The 15,426-nt window shown below is 50.3% G+C and carries 17 protein-coding genes and 2 pseudogenes; 9 read left to right on the top strand and 10 right to left on the bottom strand.

The window, feature by feature from the left end; all coding sequences use genetic code 11:
- Positions 1-135: pseudogene (locus tag ACFQO0_RS16815) on the bottom strand (IS30 family transposase); the annotation flags it as partial.
- Positions 136-247: 112 nt separating this feature from the next.
- Here ACFQO0_RS16815 and ACFQO0_RS16810 point away from each other — a divergent pair.
- On the top strand, positions 248-685 hold the full coding sequence (locus tag ACFQO0_RS16810; RefSeq protein ID WP_382237007.1) for a hypothetical protein: 438 nt from the start codon (positions 248-250) through the stop codon (positions 683-685).
- A gap of 163 nt (positions 686-848) precedes the next feature.
- Here ACFQO0_RS16810 and ACFQO0_RS16805 read toward each other — a convergent pair whose 3' ends face one another.
- The 3 genes from ACFQO0_RS16805 to ACFQO0_RS16795 all read right to left on the bottom strand — a co-directional run bounded on the left by ACFQO0_RS16805 (position 849) and on the right by ACFQO0_RS16795 (position 2,162).
- Positions 849-1,202, bottom strand: coding sequence for a YkgJ family cysteine cluster protein (locus ACFQO0_RS16805; RefSeq protein ID WP_382237004.1), 354 nt, complete (start codon positions 1,200-1,202; stop codon positions 849-851).
- 78 nt (positions 1,203-1,280) lie between these two features.
- Entirely contained in the window at positions 1,281-1,880 is a 600-nt protein-coding gene (locus ACFQO0_RS16800) for a DUF924 family protein (protein ID WP_382237001.1), read from the bottom strand.
- Between the two features lie 93 nt (positions 1,881-1,973).
- Positions 1,974-2,162, bottom strand: a complete 189-nt coding sequence (locus ACFQO0_RS16795) for a YjfB family protein (RefSeq protein WP_382236999.1) — start codon at positions 2,160-2,162, stop codon at positions 1,974-1,976.
- Positions 2,163-2,472: 310 nt separating this feature from the next.
- Here ACFQO0_RS16795 and cls point away from each other — a divergent pair, with 310 nt between their 5' ends.
- The 3 genes from cls to ACFQO0_RS16780 all read left to right on the top strand — a co-directional run bounded on the left by cls (position 2,473) and on the right by ACFQO0_RS16780 (position 5,769).
- Positions 2,473-3,861, top strand: a complete 1,389-nt coding sequence (gene cls / locus ACFQO0_RS16790; RefSeq protein ID WP_382236996.1) for a cardiolipin synthase — start codon at positions 2,473-2,475, stop codon at positions 3,859-3,861.
- Positions 3,862-3,944: 83 nt separating this feature from the next.
- Positions 3,945-5,519, top strand: coding sequence for a sensor domain-containing diguanylate cyclase (locus ACFQO0_RS16785; RefSeq protein WP_382236994.1), 1,575 nt, complete (start codon positions 3,945-3,947; stop codon positions 5,517-5,519).
- 85 nt (positions 5,520-5,604) lie between these two features.
- A complete protein-coding gene (locus ACFQO0_RS16780) occupies positions 5,605-5,769 on the top strand; it encodes a hypothetical protein (RefSeq protein ID WP_382236991.1) in 165 nt (54 codons plus the stop codon).
- Positions 5,770-5,800: 31 nt separating this feature from the next.
- On the opposite strand, the gene ACFQO0_RS16775 is transcribed toward ACFQO0_RS16780, so the two are convergent.
- The 5 genes from ACFQO0_RS16775 to ACFQO0_RS16755 all read right to left on the bottom strand — a co-directional run bounded on the left by ACFQO0_RS16775 (position 5,801) and on the right by ACFQO0_RS16755 (position 10,905).
- Positions 5,801-6,502 carry an ABC transporter ATP-binding protein gene (locus tag ACFQO0_RS16775; protein ID WP_382236988.1) on the bottom strand — a complete coding sequence of 234 codons (702 nt, stop codon included), beginning with the start codon at positions 6,500-6,502 and terminating at the stop codon, positions 5,801-5,803.
- The gene (locus tag ACFQO0_RS16770) at positions 6,499-7,308 is read right to left on the bottom strand and encodes an ABC transporter ATP-binding protein (RefSeq protein ID WP_382236985.1); all 810 of its coding nucleotides are present in this window, start codon (positions 7,306-7,308) and stop codon (positions 6,499-6,501) included. Before ACFQO0_RS16770 ends, ACFQO0_RS16775 begins: the two co-directional genes overlap by 4 nt.
- The gene (locus tag ACFQO0_RS16765; RefSeq protein ID WP_382236982.1) at positions 7,305-8,573 is read right to left on the bottom strand and encodes a branched-chain amino acid ABC transporter permease; all 1,269 of its coding nucleotides are present in this window, start codon (positions 8,571-8,573) and stop codon (positions 7,305-7,307) included. Before ACFQO0_RS16765 ends, ACFQO0_RS16770 begins: the two co-directional genes overlap by 4 nt.
- A 3-nt stretch (positions 8,574-8,576) precedes the next feature.
- A complete protein-coding gene (locus ACFQO0_RS16760; protein ID WP_382236979.1) occupies positions 8,577-9,524 on the bottom strand; it encodes a branched-chain amino acid ABC transporter permease in 948 nt (315 codons plus the stop codon).
- A 130-nt stretch (positions 9,525-9,654) separates the two neighbouring features.
- Positions 9,655-10,905, bottom strand: coding sequence for a branched-chain amino acid ABC transporter substrate-binding protein (locus ACFQO0_RS16755; RefSeq protein ID WP_382236976.1), 1,251 nt, complete (start codon positions 10,903-10,905; stop codon positions 9,655-9,657).
- A 285-nt stretch (positions 10,906-11,190) separates the two neighbouring features.
- Here ACFQO0_RS16755 and ACFQO0_RS16750 point away from each other — a divergent pair, with 285 nt between their 5' ends.
- From ACFQO0_RS16750 to ACFQO0_RS16730, 5 genes are all read left to right on the top strand, one after another.
- A complete protein-coding gene (locus tag ACFQO0_RS16750; RefSeq protein ID WP_382236973.1) occupies positions 11,191-12,708 on the top strand; it encodes a protein adenylyltransferase SelO in 1,518 nt (505 codons plus the stop codon).
- Positions 12,705-13,127 carry a peptide-methionine (R)-S-oxide reductase MsrB gene (gene msrB, locus ACFQO0_RS16745; RefSeq protein WP_382236970.1) on the top strand — a complete coding sequence of 141 codons (423 nt, stop codon included), beginning with the start codon at positions 12,705-12,707 and terminating at the stop codon, positions 13,125-13,127. The genes ACFQO0_RS16750 and msrB overlap by 4 nt, the downstream gene beginning before the upstream one ends.
- Positions 13,124-13,744 (top strand): septation protein A, encoded by a 621-nt coding sequence (locus tag ACFQO0_RS16740; RefSeq protein ID WP_382236967.1) that lies wholly within the window; start codon positions 13,124-13,126, stop codon positions 13,742-13,744. Before msrB ends, ACFQO0_RS16740 begins: the two co-directional genes overlap by 4 nt.
- A complete protein-coding gene (locus ACFQO0_RS16735) occupies positions 13,741-14,010 on the top strand; it encodes a BolA family protein (protein WP_382236965.1) in 270 nt (89 codons plus the stop codon). The genes ACFQO0_RS16740 and ACFQO0_RS16735 overlap by 4 nt, the downstream gene beginning before the upstream one ends.
- A 71-nt stretch (positions 14,011-14,081) precedes the next feature.
- Positions 14,082-14,858: a peptidylprolyl isomerase gene (locus ACFQO0_RS16730; RefSeq protein ID WP_382236962.1), complete on the top strand. Its 777-nt coding sequence runs from the start codon at positions 14,082-14,084 to the stop codon at positions 14,856-14,858.
- 353 nt (positions 14,859-15,211) lie between these two features.
- Here the strand turns inward: ACFQO0_RS16730 and ACFQO0_RS16725 are convergent.
- Positions 15,212-15,426 (bottom strand): annotated as a pseudogene (locus tag ACFQO0_RS16725) (hypothetical protein); the annotation flags it as partial.

Genomic DNA, 15,426 nt, shown 5'->3' with positions numbered 1-15,426 from the left:
CAGAATGCGTTGCACAGACGAATGGTTTCGATCGAATAGCTGAGCAATCTGCTGGAGAGATTCTCCCTTCTTCCAGCGATCCCACATCAGAGCCTTCTGGCTATCGGTATAAATGATCCTTGTTCGGCGAACCATGACACACTCCCGCTATCTGCATAGCCTTTAGTGTGTTGCATCCACCGGTTGAAACCGCCGTCGAAAACAATCGTTCGTTCTAAAATAATAATGGTCTTTTCCTAATTCAATTATGCGCGCTTATCTGATTTCATTATTTGTACTGTTGTCGACACTTGTGGGCTGCAGCACGTCACAGAAAACGACAATCGGCAGCATCCAGATCGTTGCTGAAAGCGGTGCTAATCAGAATACTGCGACGGCAATCGACATCGTGTTTGTGTACGACATCACTTCTATCGGCTTGCTGCCGACTACGTCACGTGAATGGTTCAACAAGAAAACCGGTTTGATTAACGGACAGGCGACGGCCATCGAGATCATCTCGTTACAAGTCCCCCCGGCGTCGATCGTCAACGTGCCGCTGCCGAAACGGTATAACGATGCCATCGACGTCTATAGCTATTCCAATTTCATCGATACCGCTGGACAGCCTGCTGGCAATCTCACCAGCCACAAAAACATAATCATACGGCTAACAAATAACCGTGTGCTTTATTCAGGCAACTAGTGTCTTACTAGTCCGAATTTCTATCTCCCAGCTCATGGACTATTGGCCTAGCTGGCGTTATTGAAAATCCGTTTTCGGCCAAACGCTGACGTCTATCTGTTTATATTTCTCATAAAAATGAGATTGCGTTTGCAAAGATAATATCAACTAACTTTTTTCTGACTCAGACCAACACGTGACGCGTGTGACGCATGAATTCAAAAATCTGCGTCTCTATCATTGGATCGGCCAACATGTTTGGTTGCCTGCCGCGCGGACATCTCAGCGTGTTGATAGTACCGAACAATCGGCAAATCAATGGACGTTCATCGTACACCTCACAGCCGTGTTCACCAAGATGCACACAGCGCCACTCAGCGAGAGATTTTTCGCGATCGACGTTGCTTTTGACAGGCAGTCGCGCCATCTCCTCCGACGAGGCAGTCACTGGACCGCAGCAGTCGTGGCAGTCCGGGATGCATTCGAACGACGGAATTCTTCTTCGAAAAAATCGTATTTTTTGACTGTTTGCGCTCATCGTCGGCCGTGTGCCATCAGAATTGGTTGGATGCGAGGTGTCTGCTTGAGGTCGAAGGCAGACTTATCAGCGGCAGCATCAAAAAGAAGAGCCAGCTGTCTTCAGGAATGCGATTTCTTCGTCAGTGGAAGTGCGTCCCAGAATTTCATTGCGATGCGGGAAGCGCCCGAACCGGGCGATGACGTCGCGATGACGAATCGCAAACCGGGAAAAACCTTCGAAAGTGGATTTATGTATAGCAGGCACTTCGTTTGCTAGCTGCTCAAACAATTTCACTGCGCGCTCCTGATCTTGAATCGATTCAGAATGCTCCAGCGGCAGATAAGCAAACACACGTTCAATCGGTCGCAAGGATTGAACAAGGCCCTGCTCCAGCGCACGCTTGATCAATCGCAATGCAGATGCATCAAATGCAAATGACTTTGATGTGCCGCGATACATATTACGGGGAAATTGATCGGTCAGTAGAATCAGCGCAAGTAATCCGCGCGGCGTGGATTCCCACGCGCTCAACGATCCATCTGCTGCAGACAAGGTGGATTTTTCGAAGCGCTGCAAGATGATGTCATCAACCGCGACATCCTTGGACCACCAGAGCTTTTTCTTTTGTTCGGCAACCTTTGCATCATCAAGGTCAGAGCCAAACCAGAATTCAAGTATTGCGTCTGCTGTTTCCATTGTCTACCTCACTGTTTTCTTGAAGAAAAGCAGATGAGGACGCAGATTCAATATTGCAATCCCGACAAGACGATCATTAAACGTCTTTGGTGATCAAGCTTTTGTGTTGACGTTGTTACCCAGATGAGGAGGAAGCGATACGGTCGGGATAGCTTCAATCAAGGAAAGCGCCGCCGAGCTTTGTGCATCCAATGCTTTTTTGAAAACAGCTACCGAGATATCCATATCGTTGCGCTGTTGCGCCAGATTTGTCGCCAGATTCGCAATGTTAGTTACGTCCATATTCGCCTCTTTACGCCTGAAATAGCGCTTCTTATTTTATAACGGCAGATGGATGAAATACTTTAGATTCACCATGCAGAAACCCGTAGATGTAAAAATTACAGGTAGGTCTATACATAATTACATAGCGAAAAGAAAGTTTGCTTTGAAACCAACTTTTTAAAGCTTTCGCTGTCATATCGATTATCTTGGGTATGCATGTACATTCATTTTCGGAATGCAGAAAAAGAATTGCATACTGCCTCGGTTGACGGGGATTTAAATCACGTTGGTATTGATTCTGTTGAACAATCTAAAATATAAAATCATCATGCATAATCGATTTCGCGTTCAATTCTTGAAGAGCCTTCCTTTCGTGGCACTTTGTCTTTCGATGAGCGCTTGCGCTTCATTGCCCGATGTTCAATATTTAAAGACATCGCTGGAACCTCAAAATTCTGCCACGATTCAAACCGCAAACGGCTCGTTATCAAAACATAAAACTGAATCCCTGCTCGCACAAAGACTGCGGAATGCAAAGGTGGATTTGCCTGAACTCGCCGCACTGGAAGAAGCCGCGACCGGAAGTCCTTTAATCGCCGGAAACAAGCTCACATTACTGAATGACGGCCCGCAGACGATGAAGGCGATGATGGCCGCCATCAAGGATGCAAAAGACAATATCAATCTGGAAACCTATATTTTTGATCAGGAAGGACTGGGTGGAGAATTCGCCGATCTGCTGATACAAAAGCAACGCGAAGGTGTTCAGGTCAACGTCATCTACGACAGCATCGGTTCCCTCGATACACCGCCCGAATTTTTCCAGAAGTTGCGTGACTCCGGTATCAGCGTCGTCGAGTTCAACCCGGTCAATCCCTTCAAACGCATGATTTCCTGGCGCTTGAATAATCGCGATCACCGCAAGATTCTGGTCGTCGACGGCATGATCGCTTTTACTGGTGGCATCAATATTACAGATGACTATTCTTCAAGTTCGCTATTCCGTTCACGCTCCAAAAAACGCTCTAATATAGGCTGGCGCGACACCCATATCCAGGTCGAAGGTCCGGCAGTCGCATCTTTCCAGTGGCTGTTCATGGAAACATGGGTCAGTCAAAAAGTTGATGATATCGCCGCCAGGAAATACTTCCCACAACTAAAGCCTGTAGGCGACAAAATTGTGCGCGTGATCGGTAGCAAACCTGATGGCGACTATGAGATATACAAGGCGTACATCTTGGCCATGCAAGAAGCCAAGACATCCATACACATTACCAACTCTTACTTCGTGCCGGATGCACAAATGGTAGATGCACTCACGAAAGCAGCGCAACGCGGCGTCGATGTAAAGATTGTCTTCCCCGGCGTATCAGATACCGGCCTGGTAAGACATGCCGGCCGATCTTTCTATAGCCAATTGATGGCCAGCGGTGTACGTATCTTTGAATTGCAAGCATCGGTATTGCACGCAAAAACGGCCGTCATCGATGGTTACTGGTCGACAGTAGGCTCGACCAATCTGGATATGCGCAGCTTTTTGCATAACAGTGAAGTTAACCTGATTGCCATCGATCAGAATTTCGGTACGGTGATGGAAAGCGCTTTCAATGAAGACTTGAAAAACTCTGTAGAAATCACTCCTGAAAAATGGGAGCAACGTCCGGCTTCGGATCGGCTACGCGAATGGATGGCGCGTCGGCTGGAATATTGGCTCTAATAACAGCGAAAGCACGCCTGGCACGAGCAGCGTATGCGGGAAAAGCATGCCATTGATACGCTATAATCAAGGCATGTTCAATCTTGGCAATAATTTTGACTGTTTCGCCCCCCTCCTCCCGCAAAACCACTAAGAAGCTTTCCATACAAGGCGCGCTTTGCGCCTTTGTCCTCGTTGTTACCCTCGTTTTCATTTGCATACTGGCATGGAATAGCTGGAATACCCATACGGCAAAGTTGCACGAAGCGCAAACCAGCACCAGCAACATGGCGAAAGCACTCGCTCAGCACGCTGAAGATACGATAGGCGGCATCGACAATGTGCTGGTGGGATTGGTTGAAATGTGGGAACAAAATACCCGGGAGAGCACACGCCTTGATCGCCTGAATACTTACTTGCAGGATCGCGTCGCTGATCTTCCCGTATTAGACAGCCTTTCCATCTACAACGAGCAAGGCAAGTCCGTCGCAGATTCATGGGGAACCGAGTCAAAGAAGATCGATGTCAGTGATCGCGCGTATTTTATTTTTCATCGGGAACACGTAGACCGCGGTCCTTATATAGGCCCGCCCGTACACAGTCGTTACACAGGGGAATGGGTCATTACCGTGTCACGTAGAGTGGAACATGCCAATGGTAGCTTTGCCGGCGTGGCGCTGGCTGCAATCAACATCCAGAATTTTCGATCTTTTTACGAAAGTTTTGATATTGGCGAACTAGGCTCAATCGCATTACTAAATGATGGTGGCACCATGCTGGTACGTCGTCCATTCGACGACGCATTAGTCGGCACCGATATGAAAAATGGGCCAGTCTATCAATACTACGTGCGTAACGGTCCTGTAGGCACGACCGTCATCACGTCATCACTCGACAACGTGGAACGTATTTATAGTTATCGCCATCTGGATCACTACCCGCTCTTTGTTTCAGTCGCCTTTTCAAATGATGAAGTTCTCACCGACTGGCGTGAAGAAACCATCCGTTTCAGTTTGGTGAGCACGATCGTCATTGCTCTTTTATGGATACTGGGCCTGCACCTCATTCGTCAGATTGCCAAGCGCGAACACGCACAATCCGAGTTGCGCGCGGCCAGGGACGATCTGGAAAGAATCAATGGGGAACTCGCTGCCCTGGCGCTGGAGGATGGCTTGACCGGATTAGCGAATCGGCGTCGTTTCGATGCCGCACTCGATGAAGAATATGCACGTGCCATGCGTAACGAGACCCCGCTCTCGCTGATCATGCTGGATGTCGATTTTTTCAAGAAATACAATGATGAGTACGGTCACCCGCAAGGCGATGAGTGCCTGAAAAAAATAAGCAAGACCTTGAAGACGGCCTCGGCACGACCAGGCGATTTGGTTGCACGATACGGCGGTGAGGAATTCGCCATCCTGTTACCCGGCGCCGATACTGCCGGTGCCGTCGCAGTAGCTGAACGCGTTCGCATGGCAATTCAAGCAATCAACATCGTACATGCGGAAAATGTGGGAGGTGCCGTCACTATCAGCGCCGGCGCAGCCTCGTTCATTCCATTCCGTAAAAATAATTCACCAGCCGATCTTGTACTGGCAGCCGACCAGGCGCTATACGAAGCCAAGGAAAGTGGACGGAATCGGGTTTGCGCCAGCGATAGCAGCAAACGTCAAGCATGAGCAAACAAGACTTCTTTTATTTCCTGCAACTCGAATTAAACATATTCTCTGGCTAGACATCCCGTCATCACTTAATGTGTAACGTGTGCCTACACTCCTCTCACTATTGAATCCGAAGTTGCATGCTTTCCATAACCCGGATGGTGAAATCGATGATGAAGTACCGGCCGATCCCAACTCCGGCAAGGTAGAACGCGGCATCCGTGCATCGCCGTGCACACTCCAGCTTGAAAGTCCCGGCGGCAAATAGATGGGCTAGCTGCTTTACTGAACAAGATGCATCAGACTGCCAACCATTCCTTGCGTATCGCTGCATCTAATTGAAAATCGTGCGACGTCCCCTCAAACACGATTTTCCCATGTCCCATTACATAGACGCGTTGGGAAATTTCCAAAGCGATATCGAGCTTCTGCTCTATCAGCAAAACCGATACCCCACGCTGGACCAATTCCTTTAGAAATTTCGCCACCAGCGCGACGATCTGCGGCGCCAGGCCTTCGGTCGGCTCGTCGATCATGATCAAGTCCGGATCACCCATCAGGCTGCGACACAAGGCCAGCATTTGCTGTTCGCCACCAGACAACACACCAGCTGCGACATGCTGACGTGCTTTTAAATGTGGAAACAAGCGATACATATCGTCCGCGCTCCAGCGCGACTGCCTGTTTCTTTTTTCGCCTAGTAATAGATTCTGTTCAACCGTCAGCGTGGGAAAGACGTCACGGCTTTCTGCGACATACGCCAAACCTTTTTGCGCAAGCTCAAAAGTCTTCAAACCCAGGCATTCATCGCCTTTGAACTTAAGCGTCCCGGTTGCCTCAACCATGCCCATTACCGCCTTGACCGTGGTGGAACGACCGACGCCATTGCGTCCCAGCAGACTGACGATCTCGCCTGGATAGACCACAAGATCAACGCCATGCAGTACATGACTTTTGCCATAGTAGGCATGCAGATTGCTGATTTCGAGCAGTGCATTCATACGCTGTTCTCGCTTTGCGCCGCACTACCCAGATACGCTTGCTGCACTTGTTGATTGCTGCGAATAGCATCCGGTGTATCGCACGCGATGATTTCGCCATACACCAAGACTGCCACGCGATCTGCCAGATCGAAAATTACATTCATGTCGTGCTCGACCATTAGCAGGGTCTTCCCGATGGTGACTTTGCGTATCAATTCAACTGCGGCTTCCGCTTCGGAGCGGCTCATGCCCGCCGTCGGCTCATCCAGCAAAATCACTTCAGCACCACCGGCGATCGTGATACCTATCTCCAGCGCACGTTGCTCGGCATAACTGAGCAAACCCGCCTCTATATTTCTTCTCGCCTGCAAACCAATTTCTTCCAGCACTTTTTCAGCACGCTCATTGACATCCTTTAAACCATTCAAGCGATGCCAGAATGAATAGCCATAGCCCAGCGACCATAACAATGCACAACGCACGTTTTCAAACACGCTTAAACGATGGAAGATGTTGGTGATTTGAAAGCTGCGAGATAGTCCGCGTCGATTGATCTGATGAGGTTTGCTACCGGCAATGCTGGTCCCGTTCAGCAAAATGTCGCCGCTATCCAGAGGAAAACGGCCCGAGATCAAATTAAACAATGTGGATTTTCCAGCGCCATTCGGCCCGATCAATGCATGCCGCTGCCCCTGCGTTATGTGCAAATTGGCCCCGCGTATGATCTCGGTTTTGCCAAAATTCTTGCGTACATTGATGAGCTCAATCGCGAGATTCGGTGGAGGCAGGACGGAACCCTCAGTTGCCGATATATGTGCACTCATACATGCACCTGCTGTTCTGCATCCAGATCTTTCGCATCGACTGGATTCCAGACCTGGACCAGTTTTTTCCTTGCAGTGATCCAGCCCAGCAAACCTGCAGCCATCAAGACTATCGCCAGCAACCAGCCGTATGCCTGCGCCGTATCAATAACGAAACCGAACAAAGGCAAGCTGCTGCCATCTGCTGCATGTAGAGTCAGGTGATACAGCATCTCGACCATCATCACGCATCCTGTCGCAAGCAACAGCGCTGCCACCAAAGCAACGCCCAGATGCGGCACTACATATCTGATTTTTCCACTTCCGGCCAGAGCGTGTGCTTGCATGAGCAAACCGGCAATCCCGCCGGGCGCATACATCACCATCAATACAAAAATCACACCGAAGTAAAGTTGCCAGGCGCTGGTAAAGCTCGACAACATCACCGTCAGAAACACGCCAATAACAGCACCGATCATCGGGCCGAAGAAAAATCCTGTGCCGCCAATCACGGTGAATAACAAGATAGAACCGGATCGCAAGGCGCTGACATTTTCGGCGCTGACGATTTCAAAATTTATCGCGGTCAAGCCGCCAGAAATACCGGCAAAGAATGCGGATAGCATCATGGTCAGATAACGCGCCCATTGCGGATCGTAGCCTATGTATTCCGCACGCTCGGGGTTGTCGCGCACTGCGTTGATGATGCGACCCAACGGGGTCTGCGTAAATGCGAACATCGCGATGGTGCTCATAAAGAGCCAGAATGCGATCAGGTAATAAACCTGAATTTGCGGCCCATAGCTGATCCCGAAAAAAGGCTCTCCCATCACGCGATTCGTCGAGATACCGCCTTCGCCGCCGAAAAATTTCGGGAACATCAGCGAGCATGCAAACACCAGCTCCACCATCCCTAGCGTGATCATCGCAAACGTCGTACCGGATTTTTTGGTCGTCACATAGCCAAACAGTGCTCCGAAGAACATGCCTGCAAAACCGCCCACCAATGGAATCAAGCTAACGGGGATAGTCACACTGCCGGCGGCAGCAAGATTGAGCGCATGAATCGCACAGAATGCGCCCAGGCCTGAATACACGGCATGCCCGAAGGACAGCATGCCGCCCTGTCCGAGCAACATGTTGTACGACAAGGCGAGAATGATGAAAGCGCCCATCTGGCACAGCAGCGATAGCGATGCACCCTTGTTGAAAATCAGCGGAGCAAGCAGCAAAGTCAGGGCAAATCCACCCCATACTATCCAGCGGCCACAATTGAAGTTTTGCACGCGCTAGCCTTCCCTCGATCCCATCAGACCTTTTGGCCTGAAGATCAATATAAGGACCAGCAAAAGATAAGGCAGGATCGGAGCAAGTTGTGAGATCGTTAGCTGCAGGGCGGCATAGCCGAATGTGTTTTGATCGATATTGAAGCCCAATGCAGCGAGCATGCTCAACATTGAGAAATCCAGCGCAACCGCAAAGGTCTGCAACACGCCTATCAGCAAGGATGCCAGCAAAGCACCTGTCAGCGATCCCATGCCACCAACCACGACAATGACAAAGATGATACTGCCCAAGGCGTGCGCCATATTCGGTTCGGTCACGAAGGCATTGCCACCTATCACGCCAGCCAAACCGGCCAGCGCACACCCACCGCCGAATACCCACATGAATACGCGCGGCACATTGTGCCCCAGCGCTTCGACCATGTGCGGATGCGTCAATGCCGCCTGAATCACCAAACCTATCCGGGTGCGCGTCAACATCAGATAGATCGCTACCAGCATCAGCACTGCAATCAACATCATGAACGCGCGATAGATCGGGAAGGTGGTGGTGTAGAGCGTGAACAGCGAACCCTGCAACTCGGCGGGAATGACATACGGCACCGCAACGCGTCCCCACAATAATTGCACCAGTTCGACGATCACGTAGGACAGGCCATAGGTAAACAGCAGCTCCGGGATCTGGCCATACTTATGTACCTTGCGCAGGCCGTAGCGTTCAACCAGCGCGCCGAGCAGACCGACCGCCAGCGGTGCCAGCACCAGCGCCGGCCAGAAGCCGATCGCAGTACTGATGCTGTAGGCGAAGTAAGCACCGATCATGTAGAAGCTGGCATGCGCAAAATTCAGCACACCCATCATGCTGAAAATAAGCGTCAATCCGGAAGACAGCATGAACAGCAGCAAGCCGTAGCTCAATCCGTTCAGCAATGAGATCAGCGTAAATTCCAAGAAACCGGTTTCCCTGTTTGATTGCAGCGCCTAAGGCGCGCCTACCTGTTTACGCGCGTGGCGCTAGGCCGGGTTGCGCAAGGTCTGCAATACAAAATCTGCAGCTTTGCAATACTACCTTGCTGTGCAATTAATTGGGACGTTTCATCTGGCAAGAGGTGGGCTGCGCCGCGACGTAAGCATCGATTTTCTGGTTGGTACGCCAGCCGTAACCGGTGCCTTCCTGATCGAATTTGACGTCGGTATCATTTTTCTTGACCCAGGTAGCGATGTACAAAGGTTGTTGTGCCTGATGATCGGATTTGCGCATGTCGACCTCACCGTTCAGGCTCTTTACTTTCATGCCTTCCATTGCCAGTGCAACATTCAGCGGATCAGTTGAGCCGCTTTCCATGAACGCCTTTCCCATCATCGCCATGATCGTATAGGGCGCAATCGCATAGTAGTCATCATTATATTTTTTCTTGAATTGATGAATGATGTCCTTGCCGGCATAGGTTTCGTTATTCAGATTCCAGTTGGCGATGTAGCGGACCCTATCCAGCCCGGCGGCACCCATCGCAGTTGGCACGCCTGTCGTCGCTGCATAATAAGTGTAAAAATTCGCTTTCAGATCCGCATCCTTCGCCGCCTTGATCAGCAAAGCCAGATCAGCACCCCAGTTGGCAGTGATGACGGTGTCTGCACCTGATGCCTTTATCTTGGCAATGTAGGGTGAAAAATCTTTTACCTGACCGATAGGATGCAAATCATCGCCGACTATCTGTATGTCCGGCCGTTTGCGAGCGAGGTAAATACGCGAGGTGCGCGAAACTTCCTGTCCCAATGCGTAATTCTGACCGATCACATACACTTTCTTGATGTTCGGATCCTTCGCCATATACGTGGTGAGCGATTCCATCTTCATTTCGGAATGTGCATCGAAACGGAAATGCCAGAAGCTGCATTTTCCGTTGGTTAAAACCGGATCACCGGCTGAGTGATTGAGGAATACAACTTCCTTGCCCGGATTGCGCTCGTTATGCTTGTTTACGGCATCCAGCAGCGCAATCGCAACGCCTGAACCATTGCCCTGCGTGATGTAGCGATAACCCTGATCAATGGCGGACTTCAACTGAATCAGCGATTCTTGCGGGCTGCCTTTGTTATCGAAACCCACCACTTCCAGCGTATGGTCTCCGCCCCATTTCTTTTGATTAGCCAATTCGGCGATAGTCTGAAAACTGTGCAAGAGATTTTGTCCGACAGGCGCAAATGGGCCGGACAAAGGATCGATAAAGGCGATTTTCACATTTTCGGCCTGTGCAATCGGCGCGTATGCACAGGAAAAAACGGCAGTGACGATCAAAGATAACGGCAAAGAGAAAGCGCGAAGTAGCATCGTATTTTCTTATAAGCAATAGTAGGCATTTTTATACCATATATATGGTAATTTTTGTTTCAAAAAATGCATCAAGGAAACTATTTCAGCCCTGCCGCATCTGATTTGATCTTCTCTGTCAAAATACGCGTTTTCGTCCTGCGCGTGGTCAAACCAAAGTATCAGAAATCAATCCATTTCCGTGATTGGAAACGTGGCCAAATCATTCCTCATTCGCTCTTGATCAGATACGCACTTTATTCAATCGCTCTTACTCGCAGGTTTGCAGAAATTCAAGGAATTGACATGAACGCCCCACTACCGCCGCAAGCTGGTCAACGCATAGACCAACTGCCACTTGCCAACTCCTTTGCCGATTTGCCGTCTGCGCATTACACGGCACTGATGCCAACACCGCTCCCCAAACCTTATCTGGTATGTGCCAGCGCCTCGGCCGCGGCCTTGATCGGCCTGGATATTGCCGATGCAGATGTGGGTGCAGATGCGGCGACTTTCATCGACGTCTTTACCGGCAATCAGATCCTTGCCGACTCCAAGCCTTTGTCTGCCGTGTATTCGGGTCATCAATTCGGCACATGGGCTGGACAGTTGGGTGATGGCCGCGCCATTCTGCTGGGCGATGTTGCTGCCCCCGCTATCGAACCATCCGGTCGCATGGAACTGCAATTGAAAGGTGCCGGTCTGACGCCTTACTCACGCATGGGCGATGGCCGCGCCGTGCTGCGCTCATCGATACGCGAATTTCTATGCTCTGAAGCGATGGCGGCCCTGGGCATTCCCACCACGCGCTCCTTATGCGTCACCGGCTCGGACCAGATCGTGATGCGGGAACAGCGTGAAACCGCCGCAGTCGCGACCCGCATGGCGCAAAGTTTCGTGCGCTTCGGCTCGTTCGAACACTGGTTTTACAATGAAAAACACGATGAACTGAAAACGTTGGCGGACTACGTCCTCGCCAATTTTTATCCGCAATTCAAGACTGCAGACAATCCCTACAAGGCGCTATTGACTGAAGTAACCATGCGCACGGCACACATGATTGCGCACTGGCAGGCGGTCGGCTTCATGCATGGCGTGATGAATACCGACAATATGTCGATACTCGGCCTGACGCTGGACTACGGTCCCTTCGGCTTCATGGAGGCATTCGACGCCACCCACATCTGCAATCACACCGATCAGCAAGGCCGCTACTCGTACGCGCGCCAACCGCAAATCGGTGAATGGAATTGCTATGCGCTGGGCCAGGCATTGTTGCCTTTGATCGGCGAAGTCGAAGAGACCCAAGCCGCCTTGCGCATCTACAAACCTGCCTTTGCCGAAAAATTCCAGGAGTTGATGCGCGCCAAACTAGGCTTGCAAACCAGCCAACCAGATGATGGAAAATTATTCGATGGTCTGTTTGAAGTACTGCACGGCAGTCACGCCGACTTCACGCTGTTCTTCCGTAGTCTGGGCAATGTGAAGATTGATGTCGCTGATAGTTGGGAAGCGGTACGCGATTTGTTTATAGATCGCCCCGCGTTTGATGTCTGGGCTCAGCAATATATTGCACGCCTTAAGGCCGAAAACAGCGCAGATGCGCCGCGCAAACTTGCAATGCACGCAGTCAACCCCAAATACGTTTTACGCAATTATCTGGCCCAAATCGCGATCGAAAAAGCGCAAAATAAGGACTTTTCCGAAGTCGCAAAATTATTGCAAGTCCTGGAAAAACCGTTTGACGAACAACCTGAAAACGAGAAATATGCAGCCTTACCGCCCGACTGGGCCAACGATCTGGAAGTGAGTTGTTCATCATGACTGAAAAAGTAATCAAGACCGACGCCGAATGGCGCGCAATGCTGGATGACGAACAGTACGACGTTACCCGTCACGCTGCGACTGAAGCGCCTTATTCCGGCCGCTACTGGGATCACCACGAACACGGCATTTACACTTGCGTGTGTTGCAATACGCCGCTGTTTGCATCCGATACCAAGTTCGACTCCGGTTGCGGCTGGCCTAGCTACTTCACGCCACTCAACCCGGAAAACGTGAAGGAAGTAGTCGATCGCGGCTACGGCATGATCCGTACCGAGGTCATCTGCAATGTCTGCGACGCGCATCTGGGTCACGTCTTCAACGACGGCCCACCACCAACAGGCTTACGCTATTGCATCAACTCGGCATCGCTGCGCTTCGATGCGACTCCCGACCTGACTGAAGGCACTTCTAAATGAAATTTCTGTTCGACCTTTTCCCAGTCATTCTTTTCTTCGTCGTATTTAAATGGGGTGAAGGCAATGCCGAAGCTGCACAGTCATTCGGCCAGCAATTTCTTGCCGGCCTGGTTTCTGGCGGGCAGGTCACCATCACGCAAGCCCCTATCTTGCTGGCAACCGCTATTGCAATCATCGCCACCATTTTCCAAATCGGTTATCTGCTTTCGCGCAAGAGAAAAGTCGATGGCACCTTGTGGCTTTCGCTGGCCATCATTGTATTCTTCGGCGGTGCAACGATTTACTTCCACAATGAAACGTTCATCAAGTGGAAACCTACCGTTCTGTACTGGTGTTTTGCCGCTGCACTACTGTTCAGCCAGATATTCCTGAAGAAAAATCTGATCCGCACCATGATGGAAAAGCAAATGACATTACCGGAAGGCGTATGGCGTCGAGTCAATCTGTCCTGGGTTGCCTTTTTCATGACCATGGGCTTGCTGAATCTGTATGTGGCTTTTAATTTTTCCACGGCAAGCTGGGTCAACTTCAAGTTATTCGGCGGTATGGGATTGATGTTTGCATTCATTATTGTGCAAAGTCTGTTGCTGTCAAAACATCTGAAAGAACCGCAATGAGCGACAGAATTGATCGTATCCGTGAGCGGCTCGTTGAAACTTTTGTACCATCGGAATGTCAACTGGTAGACGAGTCAGCATTACATGCAGGCCATGCTGGTGCTGCCTCAGGCGGTGGTCACTATCGACTGCGCATTGTTTCAGAAAGATTTGAAAAACAGGGTCGTTTACAACGCCATAGGCTGGTGTATGATTGCCTGGATGACATGATGCAAAGAGAAATACATGCGTTAGCCATTACCGCTTTGGCGCCATCAGAAATCTGACGCGCGCTGTAGTCAATAAAAATAGATCGATTGCCGTACCCTCTAATAAAATACTTCCATTAGGAATTTATATGACTTTCAAACCTGCTCATCTGCTGGTCGCATTATTCGTATCTGCTGCACTGCCTGCGATGGCACAAAATCTGGCTGTCGTGAATGGCAAACCGGTACCGTCTTCCCGCGCGGATGTGATGGTCAAGCAAATGGTTGCGCAAGGCCAGCAAGATACTCCGGAACTGCGCGCCATGATCAAGGATGAATTGATCAACCGCGAAATCCTGATCCAGGAAGCCGACAAGCTTGGTCTTGGCACTCATGCCGATGTCAAAAGCCAGGTCGAAATCGCTCGTCAATCGATCCTGATCCGCGCACTGGTTGCCGATTACCTGAAAAAGAATCCGGTCAAGGATGCAGACATCAAGGCTGAATATGACCGTTTCAAGGCACAAGCCAGCGACAAGGAATATCACGCTCGCCACATCCTGGTTGAAAAAGAAGAAGATGCAAAAGCCATCATCACCAAGCTGAAAGCCGGCGCCAAGTTCGAAGATCTGGCCAAGCAATCCAAAGATCCAGGTTCAGCAGCCAACGGCGGCGATCTGGATTGGGCAGCACCAGCAGCATTCGTCAAACCCTTCTCGGACGCGATGGTTTCCCTGCAAAAAGGTCAGTTGTACGACACACCGGTTAAAACACAATTCGGTTACCACGTGATCCGTCTGGATGATGTACGTGCAGCGAAGATCCCGACACTGGAAGAAGTCAAACCGCAAATCGCAGAAGGCCTGCAACAGAAAAAACTGCAAGCGTTCCAACAGCAACTGCGTACCAAAGCGAAGATTCAATAATCTTTTGCTGTGATGAAAAAAGCGCTCTTCGGGGCGCTTTTTTTATTGGGTTATTGGTTTTGGTTTTTTGGTGTTGATGGGTGTATGTCTTCGTATGGCGCAGTTGCCGGGGTGGCCCGGCTGCCACCTTCTTTCTTTGCTTCGACAAAGAAAGAAGGCAAAGAAAGGCGACCGCGAAGCCGCTGCCCTTCGGGTCCCCGTCTGTGCAAATCAAAAAATGGGAAGCGAACGAAACTCGCTTCGCTCAAACAGCGTTCACTTCTATTTCCATTTTTTGCTACGCACAAACGGCAGCGTCACAGCGGTTTAACTTCACCGGCAGTTCAGTAGCACTAGCACAGTCAAAGGCCAACTTAAAAAACAGCTCTACGAAATAGCTGATTCTGTTGCTCAGACTCTGGTTTTGGTTTTGGTTTTGGTTTTGGTTTTGGTTTTGGTTTTGGTTTTGGATTTGCAGTTGACATTAACCGCATGCGACGTTGCCAAGGCAAACGGTCGTCGGGCGGATAAAGAGCGCAAACCTGTTTGAGCCGAAGGCGAGTTTGTTTGTGCTCCCGACTGATGATTG

The organism is Herminiimonas aquatilis (assembly GCF_042665175.1).
Lineage (GTDB): Bacteria > Pseudomonadota > Gammaproteobacteria > Burkholderiales > Burkholderiaceae_D > Oxalicibacterium > Oxalicibacterium aquatilis.
The sequence above is the reverse complement of the archived record's forward strand: the minus strand, read 5'-3'. Positions and strand labels throughout refer to the sequence as shown.